General features: G+C 29.8%; 16 protein-coding genes and 1 riboswitch. Of the genes, 5 read left to right on the top strand and 11 right to left on the bottom strand.

All coding sequences use genetic code 11. From position 1 onward, the window contains the following. Positions 1-36 precede the first annotated feature (36 nt). Both folP and cdaA read left to right on the top strand, forming a co-directional pair. A complete protein-coding gene (gene folP, locus WH52_RS08860; RefSeq protein WP_086030588.1) occupies positions 37-855 on the top strand; it encodes a dihydropteroate synthase in 819 nt (272 codons plus the stop codon). Between the two features lie 37 nt (positions 856-892). Beyond that, on the top strand, positions 893-1,675 hold the full coding sequence (cdaA, locus tag WH52_RS08855) for a diadenylate cyclase CdaA (RefSeq protein WP_086030587.1): 783 nt from the start codon (positions 893-895) through the stop codon (positions 1,673-1,675). Positions 1,676-1,731: 56 nt separating this feature from the next. On the opposite strand, the gene WH52_RS08850 is transcribed toward cdaA, so the two are convergent. From WH52_RS08850 to truA, 3 genes are all read right to left on the bottom strand, one after another. Then, positions 1,732-2,187 carry a hypothetical protein gene (locus WH52_RS08850; RefSeq protein ID WP_086030586.1) on the bottom strand — a complete coding sequence of 152 codons (456 nt, stop codon included), beginning with the start codon at positions 2,185-2,187 and terminating at the stop codon, positions 1,732-1,734. Between the two features lie 72 nt (positions 2,188-2,259). Next, complete coding sequence (locus tag WH52_RS08845; protein ID WP_086030585.1) at positions 2,260-4,026, bottom strand: ABC transporter ATP-binding protein; 1,767 nt, start codon at positions 4,024-4,026, stop codon at positions 2,260-2,262. Position 4,027: 1 nt separating this feature from the next. Continuing rightward, on the bottom strand, positions 4,028-4,759 hold the full coding sequence (truA, locus tag WH52_RS08840; RefSeq protein ID WP_086030584.1) for a tRNA pseudouridine(38-40) synthase TruA: 732 nt from the start codon (positions 4,757-4,759) through the stop codon (positions 4,028-4,030). Between the two features lie 437 nt (positions 4,760-5,196). Here truA and WH52_RS08835 point away from each other — a divergent pair, with 437 nt between their 5' ends. Further along, positions 5,197-5,694 carry a metallophosphoesterase family protein gene (locus tag WH52_RS08835; RefSeq protein ID WP_086030583.1) on the top strand — a complete coding sequence of 166 codons (498 nt, stop codon included), beginning with the start codon at positions 5,197-5,199 and terminating at the stop codon, positions 5,692-5,694. Here WH52_RS08835 and WH52_RS08830 read toward each other — a convergent pair. The 4 genes from WH52_RS08830 to WH52_RS08815 form a co-directional block, all read right to left on the bottom strand. Then, positions 5,677-7,446 carry a tetratricopeptide repeat-containing sensor histidine kinase gene (locus WH52_RS08830; RefSeq protein WP_158091365.1) on the bottom strand — a complete coding sequence of 590 codons (1,770 nt, stop codon included), beginning with the start codon at positions 7,444-7,446 and terminating at the stop codon, positions 5,677-5,679. The two genes, WH52_RS08835 and WH52_RS08830, sit on opposite strands and share 18 nt — an antisense overlap. Before the next feature lie 79 nt (positions 7,447-7,525). After that, positions 7,526-8,215, bottom strand: a complete 690-nt coding sequence (locus WH52_RS08825; RefSeq protein WP_086030581.1) for a hypothetical protein — start codon at positions 8,213-8,215, stop codon at positions 7,526-7,528. Between the two features lie 159 nt (positions 8,216-8,374). Further along, positions 8,375-9,019, bottom strand: a complete 645-nt coding sequence (locus tag WH52_RS08820) for a response regulator transcription factor (protein WP_086030580.1) — start codon at positions 9,017-9,019, stop codon at positions 8,375-8,377. A 216-nt stretch (positions 9,020-9,235) separates the two neighbouring features. Further along, complete coding sequence (locus tag WH52_RS08815) at positions 9,236-9,667, bottom strand: DUF4293 domain-containing protein (RefSeq protein ID WP_086030579.1); 432 nt, start codon at positions 9,665-9,667, stop codon at positions 9,236-9,238. A gap of 207 nt (positions 9,668-9,874) precedes the next feature. Here WH52_RS08815 and rho point away from each other — a divergent pair, with 207 nt between their 5' ends. After that, a complete protein-coding gene (gene rho / locus WH52_RS08810; protein WP_086030578.1) occupies positions 9,875-11,476 on the top strand; it encodes a transcription termination factor Rho in 1,602 nt (533 codons plus the stop codon). Between the two features lie 49 nt (positions 11,477-11,525). Here rho and WH52_RS08805 read toward each other — a convergent pair whose 3' ends face one another. Genes WH52_RS08805 through WH52_RS08790 form a run of 4 tightly spaced genes read right to left on the bottom strand, consistent with a single transcriptional unit; the run spans position 11,526 to position 13,308 of the window. Next, complete coding sequence (locus WH52_RS08805; RefSeq protein ID WP_086030577.1) at positions 11,526-12,074, bottom strand: 5-formyltetrahydrofolate cyclo-ligase; 549 nt, start codon at positions 12,072-12,074, stop codon at positions 11,526-11,528. Between the two features lie 2 nt (positions 12,075-12,076). Beyond that, a complete protein-coding gene (locus WH52_RS08800; RefSeq protein ID WP_086030576.1) occupies positions 12,077-12,445 on the bottom strand; it encodes an MmcQ/YjbR family DNA-binding protein in 369 nt (122 codons plus the stop codon). Further along, entirely contained in the window at positions 12,435-12,686 is a 252-nt protein-coding gene (locus tag WH52_RS08795; RefSeq protein ID WP_086030575.1) for a hypothetical protein, read from the bottom strand. The genes WH52_RS08800 and WH52_RS08795 overlap by 11 nt, the downstream gene beginning before the upstream one ends. A gap of 10 nt (positions 12,687-12,696) precedes the next feature. Then, positions 12,697-13,308: a DUF4230 domain-containing protein gene (locus WH52_RS08790; RefSeq protein WP_086030574.1), complete on the bottom strand. Its 612-nt coding sequence runs from the start codon at positions 13,306-13,308 to the stop codon at positions 12,697-12,699. Between the two features lie 139 nt (positions 13,309-13,447). Beyond that, a riboswitch (SAM riboswitch) is annotated at positions 13,448-13,556 on the top strand. Positions 13,557-13,659: 103 nt separating this feature from the next. Between WH52_RS08790 and thrA the strand changes: the two genes are divergently transcribed. After that, positions 13,660-17,052 (top strand): bifunctional aspartate kinase/homoserine dehydrogenase I, encoded by a 3,393-nt coding sequence (gene thrA, locus WH52_RS08785; RefSeq protein ID WP_086030643.1) that lies wholly within the window; start codon positions 13,660-13,662, stop codon positions 17,050-17,052. Positions 17,053-17,054 lie beyond the last annotated feature (2 nt).

Genomic DNA, 17,054 nt, shown 5'->3' with positions numbered 1-17,054 from the left:
TGTTTCTAGATAATTTAATTGCTGACAAAAATAGGAATGACCATTAACTGCAACCAAAAATTAATAGACCTATCTACCCCAAAAGTTATGGGGGTTTTAAATATTACTCCAGATTCTTTTTTTGATGGAGGAAAATATAAAAATGAAAAAGAAATTCTTACTCAAGTTGAAAAAATGCTGAGTGAAGGAGCAGATTTTATTGATGTTGGAGCATATTCATCAAGACCAGGAGCAAAACACATTTCTGAAAAAGAAGAGCTTAGTAGAATTGTACCAGTAATAAAGTTAATTACCAAAGAATTTTCAAACGCATTAATTTCTGTTGATACTTTTAGAAGCGAAGTAGCAAACCAAACAATAAACGAAGGAGCTACGATTATAAATGATATTTCTGGAGGAAAAATGGATAAAGATATGTTTAGTATAGTAGCAAAACTCCAAGTACCTTATATTATGATGCATATGAAAGGGACTCCGCAGAATATGCAGCAAAATCCTGAGTATGAAAATGTGGTTACAGAAGTTATTTCTTATTTTGCAGAACAATTGTTTAAGTTAAAAGAATTAAAAGTAAATGATGTAATTATTGATGTTGGATTTGGCTTTGGAAAAACTATTGAACACAATTATGAACTACTGAAAAAACTATCATTGTTTAAAAATCTTGATGTTCCTGTTTTAACTGGAGTTTCTCGAAAATCAATGTTATATAAAACCTTAGGTATATCACCTCAAGATGCTTTAAATGCTACCACAGTTGCAAATACCATAGCATTGTTAAATGGAACAAATATATTACGTGTACATGATGTGAAGGAAGCGGTTGAAGCTGTGAAAATAGTTAGTAAATTGTAACAAAATGAGTACATTTACGAAAATGGAATAACATTTTATGAATTTAGACTTCTTACACTTTTCTTTTCTTGATTTGCTAGATATTATTCTGGTAGCTGTATTGCTCTATTATATTTATAAGTTATTAAAAGGAACAGTAGCAATTAACATTGTTGTTGGTATTGCGTTGATTTTTTTAATATGGAAAATTACTCAAGCTTTACACATGGAAATGCTAAGTGGTATTTTAGGTTACTTACTTTCTGGAGGAGTTATTGCATTAATAATCGTTTTTCAGCAAGAAATAAGGAAGTTCTTATTAATGATAGGAACGACAAATTTTACTAACAAACGCGGATTTTTAAAACAACTTAAATTTTTACAATCTGAAATTAATTCAGAAACAGATACACAAACAATTGTTAAAACGTGTAAAAGTTTTTCAAAATCGAGAACTGGAGCGTTAATTGTTATTGAAAGAACAAATAATCTGGATTTTATCATTAATTCTGGAGATAGAATGAATGCTATTGTAAATGAAGTTTTATTAGAGAGCATTTTCTTTAAAAATAGTCCACTGCACGATGGGGCAACAGTGATAAGAGATAATAATATTGTTGCCACAAGAGTAATTTTGCCTGTGTCCGAAAATGAAAGAATTCCAGCCCGTTTTGGATTACGACATAGAGCAGCAATCGGAGTTACCGAAAAAACTGATGCAGTTTGTGTATTGGTTTCTGAAGAAACAGGAGAAATATCTTATATAAAAGATGGAGAGTTTGTTTTATTTAAAGATACGGTTGAGTTAGAAGAGAAATTACAAAAAGACCTTACGGAATAACTAAAAAAGCTCGCAAAATCTGCGAGCTTTTTTATTGTAATAATATTTCAAAGAAATTATTTAGCAGGAGCCATTTTAGCTTTAATAGCGTTTAATACACTGTTAAATTTCTTAGTGCCTTCTTCATCTAAAGAAGCAACAATTTCTTTACCTTTTGCAGCTAATTCAACTCCTTTTTTAGCTAAGTCTGCATTTTTAACTACATCACCACCTTTAGCAATATAATCTTTAGCATACTCAGAATATGTCTTTAAATATTCTCCTACTTTAGGATCTTTAAAAGATGGGATAGAAACTCCTTCGATAGCAGATTGCACAGACTCAGCAGCTTTGTCTACAGCTTCTTGAGCGCTTTCTACAACTTTAGTAGTAGCATCTTTTGCAGCTTCAGCAGTTTTTTCTGCCGCTTCAACAGTAGCATCTTTTAAATCTTTAGTTTCTTTCTTCGCTTCTTTACATGAAGTTGCCATTAAAGAACCAGCAACTAACACAGATAAAATTACTTTTTTCATCGTTTTATGATTTTTTAGTTAATAGATTGATGTTGCACAAATGTATTATTTTGATTCAAGTAATCAAATTATTTAAACGGCAATTTCTGTACTAAATTGTTTGTCATAAAGGTTTTTGTAGTAACCATCGTCTTTTTTAAGAAGCTCTTTATGAGTTCCTTGTTCAACAATGTTTCCTTTATCCATTACAATAATTTTATCAGCTTTTTTTATTGTTGCAAGTCTATGGGCAATTACAATTGAAGTTCTTCCTTTAGTAATTTCATCAGTAGCATATTGAATCATTTGTTCAGAATGAGAATCAACTGAAGAAGTGGCTTCGTCTAAAATTAAAATACTTGGTTTGCTAACATAAGCCCTTAAAAAGGCAATTAATTGTCGTTGACCAGAAGAAAGCATTGCTCCACGCTCTTTTACGTTATAATTGTAACCGTTAGGAAGACTCATTATAAAATCATGAATTCCTATTTGTTTTGCTGCTTGCTGAACTTCATTTAAAGTAATTTCAGGATTTTTTAAAGTGATATTGTTTAGAATAGTATCTGAGAAAAGAAAAACATCTTGTAAAACTACTGCCACTTTTTTTCTCAATGATTCGATGTTGTAATTTTGAACAGGAATGTTATCGATAGAAATTGTGCCACTATCAATTTCATAAAAACGATTGATGAGGTTGATGATAGTTGATTTTCCAGCCCCAGTTGCACCAACAATAGCTACTGTTTCTCCTTTTTTAACATCAAAAGAAATTCCTTTTAAAATTTCTTCTCCTTTTATATAACTGAAGTGAACTTTGTTAAAATTTATGTGTCCTTCAATATTTTCGGCTAAAGTTGTTCCGCTTTTGTCAATAGAACTTTCGGTATCCATTACGTTAAAAACACGTTCACCAGCTACGATACCCATTTGTAATTGATTGAATTTATCGGCTATTTGGCGTAAAGGTCTAAATAACATTTGTGCCATTTTTATAAATCCGATAATTGCTCCAACTGTAACCGTGCTATTTTCTACAATCTGAAAACCTCCATACCATACTATTAATCCGATAGCAATTGAGGATAAAATTTCAGCAATAGGAAAAAAGATAGAGTAGTACCAAACGGTTTTTATATGTGCTTTTTTATGCTTTTCATTAATACTTACAAAGTTGTCGTATTCAATTTTTTCTCTGTGGAATAATTGCACAATTTTCATTCCTGTAACTCGTTCTTGAACAAAACTATTTAAGTTAGCTACTTGGTTTCTTACATCTTGAAAAGTAGCTTTAATAGCTATTTGAAAAAGTTTGGTTGCATATATTAAGATTGGTAAAACAGCTAAAGCAATTAATGCTAATTTCCAATTTACATATAACATTACAACAATTACTACTAACATTTTTAAAATGTCACTTACAATCATAAATACACCTTGGGTAAAGAAATTCGCAATGGTTTCTATGTCAGAAACTACTCTTGTAACTAATTTACCTACAGATGAGTTATCGAAATATCCCATTTTAAATTGTAGGATATTTCTAAAAACTTTAGCTCTAATATCTCTAATTACATGCTGACCAACCCAATTTGCGTAGTAAATAAATGTAAATTGTAAAATTACTTGTACTAATAAAACAAGTAACATAGCAATTGTAAAGTACAGTAATCTTGTTGGGTTTTTAGTTGCTGTAAAATCATTAACAGCTTCCATTAAAATATATGGTGAAGCAGCCGAAGCAACAGCTAAAAGAATTGTAGAAATAGTAGCTATTATAAATTTTGCACGATATTTTTTTGCAAAACTCATTAATCTTGCAAAAATTTTTATATCAAAAGCATTTCCTGAATTTGTACTCACGTTATAGGTAACTGTATTTTACTTCGGTTAAAAATAAGCCTTTTGCGGGAACTGACACTCCTGCTTTACTTCTATTTTTACTTTCAATTATTTTTCTGAAATCATCAATAGAAATTTTTTCCAAACCAACATCAATTAAAGTTCCAACAATAGCTCTTACCATATTTCTTAAAAAACGATCTGCTGAGATATGAAAAGTTAATTCATTTCCATTTAGAATCCATTCTGCATTAGTAACTATACAGTTAAAGGTGTTTACATCAGTTTTAACTTTAGAGAAACATTCAAAGTCTGTATACTCATACAAAATTTTTGCAGCTTCGTTCATAACATCAATATTAAATGAATAATTGAGTTGCCAAGTTGTATCTAATAAAAACGGATTACGACCTAACCATATTTTATACTCATAACTTCTTTTTATAGCATCAAAACGAGTGTGAGCATCATCTTTAACTAATACAGTATTGTGAATCACAATATCGTTGGGTAATATTGCATTTAGTTTATAAGTGAAATTATCATTTAAAGGAGTGTCAATATCAAAATGAGCAAACATTTGCGAAGCATGCACACCAGAATCTGTTCTTCCTGCTCCAGTAATATTAATTTCTTGACGTAAGATTGTACTAATAGCATTGTTTATTTTTTCTTGTACTGAAATAGCGTCAGGTTGTATTTGCCAACCATGATAATTTTTACCTAAATATGATAATTCAATAAAGTATCTCAAAAAACTAGTGTTTAGATCGCAAAATTATTGATTTTTTAATAAGTAAAATACTATTACTGGCAATAAGTCTAAAATTGCGTCTTTTAGTATATTGTTTGTTTTTGCGGTGTTTTTATGGGTTAAGTGTAATTTATTAACATATGTTAATCTATTTTTTGTTGATTTTATATATTTTTGTGCAATGTAAATGAAGTATTACCCCCTAAATTAATATTCATTTATGATTTTCCCCCTTGAGATAACCTGCAAATTTCCAATTGCAGGTTTTTTTATTAAATAGCTATTTGTTAACATATGTTAATTGTCTGTAAAATAGTTGTTTGTATATTTACAGGGTAAGAGTTTTACCCCTTATAATATGTCCCCCACGATAAACCCGCAACCCCCTAATTTGCGGGTTTGTTTTTTCTTTGTAGCTTCGTTAATAAACTAATTTAATGAAGAAAATCTTATTACTTTCTGATACGCATAGTTATATAGATTCTCAAATATTGAAATTTGTTAGGCAAGCAGATGAAGTTTGGCATGCTGGAGATATTGGAGATTTGAAAGTTACAGATGAAATCAAAAAGATAAAATCGCTTAGGGCAGTTTATGGTAATATAGATGGTAAGGATGCGAGAGCAGAATTTGATTTAGATGCAATCTTTAAAGTGGAAGACGTTTTAGTTTGGATTACCCATATTGCAGGTTACCCAGGTAAATACAATAAGAGAATAAAGGATAAACTGAAAGAAATAAAGCCTAAACTTTTTATTTGCGGTCATTCGCATATTTTAAAGGTTCAGTTTGATAAAAATCATGGTATGCTGCATTTGAATCCTGGGGCAGCTGGCAATCATGGATTTCATAAAGTTCGAACGATGATACGATTTGAACTTGATAAAGGACAAATACAAAATATGGAAATAATAGAGTTAGCTAACAGAGGTTAATTTAGAACTCTTTTTATTTTTGTGGCTTACAGGAACTTTTATAAGAATTGTAGTTCCAGAATTTTCTTTTGAATTGATAGAAAAATTTCCATTAAGCATATGAATTCTAGCTTCAATTTGATTTAAGCCAATACCACCATCTTTAAGAGAAGATGATGAGGTGTTAAAACCGACCCCATCATCTTTAACAAGAATGGTTAGTTGATTGTTTTTCTCTTTCAAATTTATGTAAGCATTTTTGGCTTTGCTATGTTTTAAAATATTGTTGATTAATTCTTGAACTACGTTAAATATTTTAATTTCAAATTCTTGATTATAGCGGTTTATGTTATTTGCCGAAGTATGAAAAGTAAGTTCACTATTTGAATATTTTTTAGAAACATCTTTAATAGCATATTCTAATCCGAATTTTAATAATATTGAAGAGACTAAATTGTGAGATAAATCTCTTACTTTTTGAGAGGCTTCTAAAATTATGGATTGAGTTTTTTCTATTTCAACTGGGGTGTTTTGACTAAACTGTTTTTTAGTAGCACTTAAATGCATATTTGCAGAAGATAAAAGTGCACTTACATTATCGTGTAGCGTTTCAGCTATTTCTTTACGCTCTGCTTCTTTACCATCAATTGTAGCATTTAGTATTTTTATTTGTGCTTCAGATTTTAGCTTTTCTATATTTTGTTGTTGTAATAAGTTAGTTTCAGACAGTTTTAGTTTTAGGTTGTTTTGTCTTAACCTGTAGTTATATACTATAGTTGTTGAGATTATAATTACGAGTAAAGCTAAAGCCCCAAGGTATAAATTTGTTTTATTTTGTTCTGCCTCCAAGAGTTTACGCTGTTCAGTAACTAAATTTGTTTTTTCTTTTTCTAAATTTACTTTTTGTTGAGCATATACTTCTTCGATCATTCTTCTAATTTCCTTGTCTCTTAAATCGTCTTTTATAGCATAAGATTTTTCTTGGTAATCATAAGCTTTATAATCTTTTAGTTTGTATAAAGTCCAAGCTAAATTGAAGTACAAGTCTTCTTTAAATTTAAAAGCATTAGAGCTACTGTTTTTTTCAATTAGATTGACACCTTTAAAATAAAACTCTTTAGCTTTTTCATAATTTTTTTCTATTAAATAAATGTTGGCTAAGTTATTTAATGCAGAAGCTTCATTAACTTTATTATTATTATTTCTGTGAATTTTGATAGCTTTTAAAGCATATTCCTTAGCTTTTTCTATTTTTTTTTCTCTAAATAGTATTCCGGATAAGTTACTATAGGCAGTGGCTATTATACTACTTTGCTTAGTGTTTAATTCAGGTAAAAGAATTAGTTTTTTGTAATAATACTTTGCACTATCACTTTTTCCTAGGTACTGATATTGACTACCTATATTTAGAAGTGTTGGTGCATAATTATCATTGAGCCTTTTAATTTCTTTAATTTTGGAGAGATCATTTGTATAATTTAGAAGTAAATTTTTTTTGTAAAATAAAATGGATTTTTGGTGATTATTAATTTTTCCAAAAATATTAGCTATTAAAAAATTTGTTTTACCTAATAGTATGTTGTTGTCGGTTTTTTCAATCTGCTGTACGAGTGATAGAGATTCTTTTAAAGCTTCTCGATATTTCTTGTTATTGTATAGTTTAAGGCATTTTTTATATATAGCTGAGACTGAATCATTCTTTTGTATGATAGAGGAAATGTACTTAAAAGAGCTATCTTTAGAATAACATAAAGATTGACTACTTATAATCAAGTAAAATAATATATATATAAATTTTTTAACTACCTGGAAATCCACACTCTTATTGTTTTTCTAAATCGAGCCTCTTATTTTAGACTGCTTCTGGTTCAGCAGTACCAATAGAAACTCTAGGTTTTTCTTCAACATCTTCTCTTGAAGCAGTGCCTCTACTCATTGAATTTTTATGGTTAACAAAATTAATTTTTAAAATATCAGATTCATTTAGTTCGAAGTGTCTAGAAAAGTTTTTCTCTTTTGATTTTCCAACTGATAGATGCACTTCGTATACGTTTTTATCTTCGTTATAAATAAATTCTGTTTGAACATTATCATTAACTTTAAAGTCTAGTTGATAAGTACCATTACCATTCGATGTTATACTATACGAATTTAAGAATTCTGTTACACTATTACTCTTTGCAAGTTTAATATCATCATCTTCAACAAAAATCTTCGTTTTTTTATTACCATTAGCTTCAATAAAACCTATTTTTAATTGGTCGTTTTCAACAGAAAAATCGTTAGAATAAGCTGTTTTAGTAGCGACACTGTTTTTTGATAAGACAATGTCGTTAGTATTGTCATTACCTTTAAAGGTAGCAACGTCTGTTTGGTTATCTACATTAAAGTCAATAGAATAAGCCCCTGTTGCATCACGCTTTAATGTGTATGATTTTAATAATTTTTCTTCGGGTTGGTTATTTAAAATTTCAGATTCATTTGATGAACATGATGCTAAGATTAAGCTTAAGCAAAGAAAAAAGGGTGTTAATTTTTTCATGGTAATATAATTTTATGTTAGTAGGAATTTTAAAAGGGAAAAAACGTAAAAAGAAAAAGCGATGTGCTGCAGAAACTATAAAATAGAGAATGGGGGACTTCTATTTTGAGTGATTAGGGGGGTAAAGAAAACGAAAAATGAAGGGGTTTTTCTATTTCTCTAAACTATGTTGTTTCTTACAGCGTACATCGCTAAACCTACTACGTTTTTTACTTGTAATTTTCTATATAAATTTCTTCTATATGTTTCTATTGTTTTTAGGCTAACATTAAGTTGTTCTGCAATTTCTACCGAACTTTTTTCGTTAGCTATATACCTTAGAACTTCTATTTCTCTTTCTGTTAATTCTTCCTCTATTACATTTTCATCTTTGGTTTCTGTAACATAAAGATTAAATAGACTTGTTTTAATGTCGTCACTAAAGTATTGTATTCCGTTATTAACCGATCGCACAGCTTTTATAATATGTTCGCTAGCACAAGTTTTATCTAAAAAACCATTTGCTCCCATACTTATCATCTCTTGTACTAGTTTAGGGTCGCTTAAACTAGATAGTATAATGGTTTTAACATTCATACCACGTTTTTTAAACATTTTTAGAACTTCTATACCATCCATTTCTGGCATATTAATATCTAAAACTAAAACATCAGCATTGTTTTTGGTAAACCATTTAACTACATCTTTACCAGTTAAAGAATAGTCAACAACTTCAATGTCATCTTCAGTATGTAATAATGCAATAACGCCTTCAATTAATATCTTATGATCGTCTGCAATATGAACTTTTATCTTATTACTCATTGTTTACATTTACAAATCTATACTATAATACTACTTCCTACAATACCTAGTAACCCTAAACGTGTTTTAGGGTTAACCCTAAATTGATTAGGGTTAACCCTAATCAAAATGTTAAAATTTTAAGTTAATCCGTTGAAAATACTGGGTTTAACAAAAATAAAAAACCAGGATAAAAATCCTGGTTTTTTTCGCACTAAATATACTAATATGTTAGGTTTATCGTAATCTATCTACAGATTTTACAAGATCTTCATCCTTCTTAATGGCTTTATTTGCTAAAACTAAAAGCAAAATAATTAGAATAGGAAAGAACATCCCAATACCTTTCTCAGAAACTGCAGTTTCTCCAGATAATGTTAGAGATAAATATATCAATACTCCTAGTAAAAAAAGATTAATCAATACATTTAATCGTCCTAATACAAATTGTAATTGGCGATTCATAAATAAAAAGATGGCTACTAACGATAATATAGTTGAGCCATAAAATAAAACTGGAACTATTTTTTCTAAAATTGAAGCACCAGTAAATAAATCATTCACAAAAACACTACCTTTATTAGTATTCCATAAACTAAAAGCAAATGGTAAAGCTCCTGCAATAATCGAAGCTATTAATAAGTATATAGATTGTATTCTTTGAATCATTATTTTTAATTAAGGGTAGCAAATGTAGTATTTCTTTTTTTAACAAGGAAACTTTGCATATTAAATTATTTGGCTATATTTGTCTCGAAAGTAACCGCACTATTAACGTTGTGAAACTCAATCGCAACTGCAATTCAAATAAAAAACTTATAAAACAACAAAATTCTTCCCCTTACCATAGAATTTTATAATAATCATTATTGAAGAATGTTTGAAATTTCTGAATTGAAAGCTAAAAAATTAGCTGAATTACAAGTAATCGCAAAAGAAAAAGGATTGACTAAAATTAGTCAACTAAAGAAATTAGACTTAATTTACAAGATACTTGATGCTCAAGCTGAATCTTCTGCAAAGAAAGAAGTTAAACAGGAGAGTAAGCCAAAACCTAAAAGAAAGAGAATTTCTAAATCTGAAGCTACAGAAGAAAAAAAGGAGGTAAAGAAAGTAGAAGAAAAAGTAGAGGTTAAGCAGCAAGAGAAAAAGAAAGAGACTAAAGAGGAGAAAGCTGCTCCAGTTCAAGAAAAGAAAGAACAAAGAGAGCATAAAAAACCTCAACATTCTCATCAAAATAAAAACCGTAATAACCAAAATAACGGTAATAGAAACAATAAGAATCAGAATCATAAAAACCATAATAAGAATCAAAATCAAAAACATGCTAGCGGTAATAAATACCGTGATCCAGATTTTGAGTTTGATGGAATTATTGAAAGTGAAGGAGTATTAGAAATGATGCCAGATGGTTATGGTTTCTTACGTTCTTCAGACTATAACTATTTATCATCTCCTGACGATATCTATGTATCACAATCTCAAATTAAATTATTTGGGTTAAAAACTGGTGATACGGTAAGAGGTAATGTACGTCCGCCAAAAGAAGGAGAGAAGTATTTCCCATTAATTAGAGTTTCTAAGATAAACGGATTAAACCCTAATATTGTTAGAGATAGAGTTTCTTTTGAGCATTTAACACCATTATTTGCTGAGGAAAAATTCAATTTAGCTGGTAAAGGAGCATCTCTTTCAACTAGAATTATTGATCTTTTTTCACCTATAGGAAAGGGGCAGCGTGGTATGATTGTAGCACAGCCAAAAACTGGTAAGACCATCTTATTAAAAGATGTGGCAAATGCCATTGCTGCAAATCACCCGGAAGTTTATCAAATTGTTTTATTAATTGATGAACGTCCAGAAGAAGTTACCGATATGCAACGTAGTGTTCGTGGTGAAGTAGTAGCTTCTACTTTTGATGAGCCAGCAGATAAGCATGTTCGTGTAGCTAATATTGTATTAGAAAAGGCAAAACGTTTAGTAGAATGTGGACACGATGTAGTAATTTTATTAGATTCTATTACACGTTTAGCAAGAGCATATAATACAGTTGCTCCTGCGTCGGGTAAAATATTATCTGGTGGTATCGATGCTAACGCACTTCATAGACCTAAGCGTTTCTTTGGAGCTGCACGTAACATAGAAAATGGAGGTTCTTTAACTATTATTGCTACTGCATTAACAGAGACTGGTTCTAAAATGGATGAGGTAATCTTTGAAGAGTTCAAAGGAACTGGTAACATGGAATTACAGTTAGAGCGTAATATTGCTAACCGTAGAATTTACCCAGCTATTGATTTAATTAAATCGAGTACTCGTAGAGATGATTTATTATTAGATGATAAAACTGTACAACGTATGTGGGTGCTACGTAAGTATTTAGCAGATATGAATCCGATTGAAGCAATGGAATTTATTCAAGATAGAATTAAAGGTTCTTTAAATAACGAAGAGTTTTTAATTTCGATGAACGGATAATTCTATAGAAGTATAATAAATATGAATCCCGCTAATTTAGCGGGATTTTTTATTTAGGATATATTACTGAATCTAATGGAATATCAAATTCATTAACGTTTGAGATTTTTTCAATAGGTTCAAAAAAGTTAAGCCCAATTGTTTTTACAGTTGGTATACACTCTGCTAAAAATCGGTCATAAAATCCTTTACCATAGCCAACTCTAAAATTCTTCTTGTCTGAAATTAATAACGGGACAAATACCAAATCAATTTTTTTAACGTCTATAACTGTTCCGTATGTAGGTTCTGGAATTCCGTAAGAGTTGATTGCTAATTGTGATTTGTTTTCAAAAACGAAATGAGTTAAGGTGTTGTTAGAAAAATCACTTTTACTAATTATAATTGTTTTGTTTTTTGATTGTAAAAAATCAATAATAGAGTAGGTGTCTATCTCTTTTTGCTTTTTTATTGGAAGAAAAATATGAATGTTTTGAATGCCTGAAAAATCTAATTGTTTTACTTGGTATTCAATACTTTTTTGAAGTTTATCAACTTCATTTTGAGAAAGCTCATTTCTTTTTTGTTTATATATTTTCCGAAGTTCTTTCTTTTCCATTTTTACTGAAGCTTCTCAAGCTCGTTTTGAGTTTTTTTAGGCAAACTTTTTACAACTAAATTATAAGAATGTTCTATTAACTCAAAAGCAAACTTATCCGAAACATCGTTATTTAAAGTAACAGTATTCCAATGTTTTTTATTCATATGAAATCCAGGATTTACACTGTCATATTCGGCACGTAATTCCTCTGCCCAATCAGGATCACATTTTAAGTTTACACTAGTTTCACCATTTTCCCATTTTTCTAACCCTACCAAAGCAAACATTTTATTCATTACCTTAAAAACCAAGGTAACATCATCGAAAGGAAAATGTTCGGTAACTCCTTTTTTAGAAATACAAAAATCTCGTAATTGATCAATATGCATTATTTTCTTCTTTTAGGTTTATGTAAATTAAAAATAATAAAGAAGAAATACCTAGAATTAAGAAAAAATACTTCATAATTCCAGTTAGAATTAAGAATGTAAATCCACGTCTAATATCATAAGTATCTGCTTTTGTCTGAAGTTCTTCAACAAAAATAGAGTTACTTAGAAAAAAGTAAGAAAAAAATGAAAAAGAAGCAAGAATAAAAAGTTTTATATACTTATAATATTTATTTGTCATTCGATTAAAATTATTCCAATAATTTCTGATTTGAGCTTGGTAATTCCAAGGCAGAATAATCTAATTTCCAACCAATAGTTTCTACTAAGTTTTGCATTAAGGTCAGTGCTTCTAAAGCTTCTTTATTAGCAGTTTGCATTAAATTACTCTCGGGTACTTTTTGCAAAATATGCTCTTTAGCTTCTTTATTAACTTTCGTTAAATCTTCTGAACTAAATTTGTTTAACAATCCGTTTTGAATATCGTAAAAACGTAAGTTTGGCTCTACTGAAAAAACTTCAGCCTGAGGAAATTCAGATAAAGAAATGGTTTTGGTTTTGTTATTTGCGTGCATTTTTATTTTACGAAAATCAAAACCAATATGAACTTTAGCGTTAATTAAAATGATCGCTTTTTTCTTACTAGTTAGTAAGCCCAAAAACTTTTCTTTGGTGTTTTCATGATGATAAATTTCAGCGAATTCGCCTTCAACAGTAATTAATTTAGAAACCTTTCTAATCTTATCTAATAAAACAACAGACTGACTTTCCGTAAGATTTTTCTGTTTTGTTATAGCAAATTTTTTAAATATAAAGAACGATGCAATTGCACCGACAATAAGTCCTGTAAAAAGTAATTCCATAAATACGAATTTACGTATCTTTTTTAACTCTTTGAAAGAAGTGATTTATAGTTTTTTTGAAAAAAAATACAGAAATATTTGGAAATTAAATTTTTATAACTGAATCTTTGTACTCGAAAAAGTTCAATCACTTATTGACATGTTATCACGAAAGGTGGAGGGAATAGACCCTTTGAAACCTTAGCAACCCTTTGCTCATGCAAAGAAGGTGCTACATTCTACCCAATTTAAAAAGGGATAGATAACAAAAAGAGCGTTTTGTTCTAAAACAGCTCCATTTTTCATATAACATATTATTAAGTGCTCACTCTTAGAAAAGAGTCGGATTTTTTGATGTTTAAAATCAAAGTTTTGAAAGCACAGTTACAACAAATAAAAATTAAAAACTACACAACCTATAGTGGCTTTGTGTGTGTAGATATACGATTAAGTTATCAGGTTTTTGGAAAAAAACTTGGTACAGCTCCGGTTGTTTTAGTGAATCATGCATTAACAGGCAATAGTAATGTTGCAGGAAAAAATGGATGGTGGCAAGATTTAATTGGAACTAATAAGGTAATATGTACCAATACTTATACCGTGTTGTGTTTTAATATTCCTGGAAATGGTTATGATAATTTTTTAATTGATAACTATAAAGAATTTGTAGCAAGAGATATAGCTAGAATATTTCTAAAAGGCTTACAATTGTTAAAAGTAAATCAATTGTATGCTTTAATAGGAGGTTCGTTGGGAGGCGGAATAGCTTGGGAAATGGCTGTTTTAAATCCAAAAATAACACAACATTTAATTCCGGTTGCATCAGATTGGAAATCTACCGATTGGCTTATTGCAAATTGCCAAATTCAAGAATTAATTCTGAGCAATTCTAAAAATCCGGTAAATGATGCCCGCATGCATGCAATGCTTTGTTATCGAACACCAGAATCTTTTAAAAAACGATTTCATAGAAGTAAAAACAACGACTCTGAGTTGTTTAGTGTGGAAAGTTGGCTTTTGCATCATGGTAAAAAGCTACAAGAACGTTATCAATTGGCTTCTTATAAGTTGATGAATCAATTACTAAAAACTATTGATGTGACTAGAAATAGAGATACGAATGTATTAGAAGAAATTCAAGCAAACATCCATATTGTTGGGGTAGATTCAGATTTATTTTTTACTGCGGAAGAAAACAGAGAAACTCAAAAACAATTAGCACAAGTACATGCAAATGTTACATATCATGAAATAAATTCAGAACACGGGCATGATGCCTTTTTAATAGAATACAAACAACTAAAAAAGATTGTAGCACCAATCTTCAAAAAGAAATTAAATAATAAAATGAAAGTTTTAAAATTTGGAGGAAAATCGCTTTCCAATAAAGGAGTTCATAAGGTAGTAGATATAATTGAACAAAAAGTTAACGATGGTGAAAATATTACAGTTGTAGTATCTGCTCGTGGTAATGCTACAGATACTCTTGAAAATATTTTAGAAAAAGCCGCTAAAAACAAAGCATATAGAGAGCAGCTTGAAGTGTTTAAAAGAGAACAATCATTATTAACTCCATTAGTAGATTTCAGCAAAGAGTTTGAAAGGTTAGAAAAACTTTTTGAAGGAGTTGGTTTATTGGGAGATTATAGTGATAAAATAAAAGATGAGGTTTTAGCTCAAGGAGAATTACTCTCCATTAAAGCAGTTACAGATTTATTAGAACAAAGAGGAATTAGTGCTCATGCAACAGATGCAAGAAAATTTTTAAAGACTGATGAGAATTTTGGCAATGCGCAACCAGTTACAGAAGTTTCTAAAAACAGCACTCAAACTTACTTTGAGGAAATTAAAGAAGAAGTAGCGGTAGTTTCTGGCTTTATAGCATCTACAATTACAAATGAAACGACAACTTTAGGTAGAAATGGAAGTAATTATACAGCTTCTTTATTAGCTAATTTTTTGAATGCAGAAGAGTTGCAAAATTATACGCATGTAGACGGAATTTTTACAGCAAATCCAGATTTAGTTAGTGATGCAAAAAAAATCGAAGAGTTAACGTTTTCAGAAGCAAACGAACTTGCAAACTTCGGAGCCAACATTTTACACGCTAAAACAATAACTCCGTTGTTGGAAAAAAATATAAACCTTAGGATTTTAAATACGTTTAACCCTAACGATAAAGGAACTTTAATTACATCGAAAACAAATTCAAAAGGAATAAAATCATTATCAGTTTTAGAGGATGTAGCTTTAATAAATTTTGAAGGAAGAGGTTTACTTGGCAAAGTTGGAGTCGATGCTAGAATCTTTAAAGCTTTAAGCCTTCACAACATTAGTGTAAGTATTATTTCTCAAGGCTCGTCGGAAAGAGGAATAGGATTAGTCGTAGCAAAAGGCAGTGCGAAAAAAGCAGTTAAAGCATTAGAGACAGAATTTGAACAAGAGTTTTATACAAAAGATGTTCATCAAATTTCTATTTTAAACGAAGTAGCGGTAATTTCTATCATTGGACAAAATTTAAGTGAATTTCATCATCCTTTTAATGCGTTGATAAAAAATCAAATTGTTCCACTACTTTTTAATAATACAATTACAGGTAAAAATGTAAGTATAGTAGTATATAAAGAAGATTTACATAAAGCTATAAATGTAATCCATGGGCAAGTTTTTGGAGTAGCAAAAAAAATAAATATTGCCGTTTTCGGTAAAGGCCTTGTAGGAGGAACTCTTATTAACCAAATTATAGATAACGCTAAAAGTGTTTTAGAGCGTCGAAAAATTCAGCTAAATGTTTTTGCGATTGCAAATTCTAAAAAAGTATTACTTACTAAAAATGGAGTTAACGAAAAATGGGAAGAAAGTCTTAACAAATCTGAGGATAATAATGATGTTGTAAATTCTGTAATTGATTTTGCTAAAGAACATCATTTAGAAAATTTAATAGCAGTTGATAATACAGCAAGTAAGGAATTTATCAATAATTATATTTCTTTAGTAAATGCAGGGTTTGACCTAGTGTCATCTAATAAAATTGCGAATACAGTTTCTTATTCTTTTTACAAAGAACTTAGGGAAACATTGCATAAAAACAAAAAAGTATATTTATACGAGACCAATGTTGGTGCTGGCCTTCCTTTAATAGATACAATTAAATTGTTACATGATTCTGGTGAAAATATAACAAGAATAAGAGGAGTGTTTTCAGGATCGTTAAGTTATATTTTTAATAGATTTTCAGAAGAACAAAAACCATTTTCTGAAATATTAAATGCTGCTATTGAAAAAGGATATACAGAACCAGATTCTAGAGAAGATTTATCAGGGAATGATGTAGCAAGAAAACTACTCATTTTAGCAAGAGAATTAGACTTACATAACGAATTTGAAGACATTTCTATAGAAAACTTAGTGCCTGAGCATTTAAGAAATAAATCTGCGGAAGAATTTCTTCAAAATATTGAAAACCTAAATTCCGATTTTGTACAAAAAAAGAGTAATCAAACAGAAGGGAAAGTTCTAAGATACATTGGTGACTTACATGGCGATTTACAGCAAGAAAAAGGAATTTTGGAGGTAAAGTTAGTATCAGTTCCTAAAAATTCACCTTTAGGAAGTCTTCGAGGGTCTGATGCAATTTTTGAAATATACACACAGTCTTATGGTGAGCAACCTATAGTGATTCAAGGGGCTGGAGCAGGAGCAAAAGTTACTGCTCGTGGAGTCTTTGGGGATATTTTACGATTAGCAAAAAACAATAACAACTAAGA

Source organism: Tenacibaculum holothuriorum (genome assembly GCF_002120225.1).
Taxonomy (GTDB): Bacteria; Bacteroidota; Bacteroidia; order Flavobacteriales; family Flavobacteriaceae; genus Polaribacter; species Polaribacter holothuriorum.
The sequence above is the reverse complement of the archived record's forward strand: the minus strand, read 5'-3'. Positions and strand labels throughout refer to the sequence as shown.

What these genes read in the sequence shown, in the direction of transcription:
- folP (WP_086030588.1), top strand. Translation starts at nt 37, where the DNA reads ATGACCATTAACTGCAACCAAAAATTAATAGACCTATCTACCCCAAAA.
- cdaA (WP_086030587.1), top strand. Translation starts at nt 893, where the DNA reads ATGAATTTAGACTTCTTACACTTTTCTTTTCTTGATTTGCTAGATATT.
- WH52_RS08850 (WP_086030586.1), bottom strand. Translation starts at nt 2,187, where the DNA reads ATGAAAAAAGTAATTTTATCTGTGTTAGTTGCTGGTTCTTTAATGGCA.
- WH52_RS08835 (WP_086030583.1), top strand. Translation starts at nt 5,197, where the DNA reads ATGAAGAAAATCTTATTACTTTCTGATACGCATAGTTATATAGATTCT.
- WH52_RS08825 (WP_086030581.1), bottom strand. Translation starts at nt 8,215, where the DNA reads ATGAAAAAATTAACACCCTTTTTTCTTTGCTTAAGCTTAATCTTAGCA.
- WH52_RS08820 (WP_086030580.1), bottom strand. Translation starts at nt 9,019, where the DNA reads ATGAGTAATAAGATAAAAGTTCATATTGCAGACGATCATAAGATATTA.
- WH52_RS08815 (WP_086030579.1), bottom strand. Translation starts at nt 9,667, where the DNA reads ATGATTCAAAGAATACAATCTATATACTTATTAATAGCTTCGATTATT.
- rho (WP_086030578.1), top strand. Translation starts at nt 9,875, where the DNA reads ATGTTTGAAATTTCTGAATTGAAAGCTAAAAAATTAGCTGAATTACAA.
- WH52_RS08805 (WP_086030577.1), bottom strand. Translation starts at nt 12,074, where the DNA reads ATGGAAAAGAAAGAACTTCGGAAAATATATAAACAAAAAAGAAATGAG.
- WH52_RS08800 (WP_086030576.1), bottom strand. Translation starts at nt 12,445, where the DNA reads ATGCATATTGATCAATTACGAGATTTTTGTATTTCTAAAAAAGGAGTT.
- WH52_RS08795 (WP_086030575.1), bottom strand. Translation starts at nt 12,686, where the DNA reads ATGACAAATAAATATTATAAGTATATAAAACTTTTTATTCTTGCTTCT.
- WH52_RS08790 (WP_086030574.1), bottom strand. Translation starts at nt 13,308, where the DNA reads ATGGAATTACTTTTTACAGGACTTATTGTCGGTGCAATTGCATCGTTC.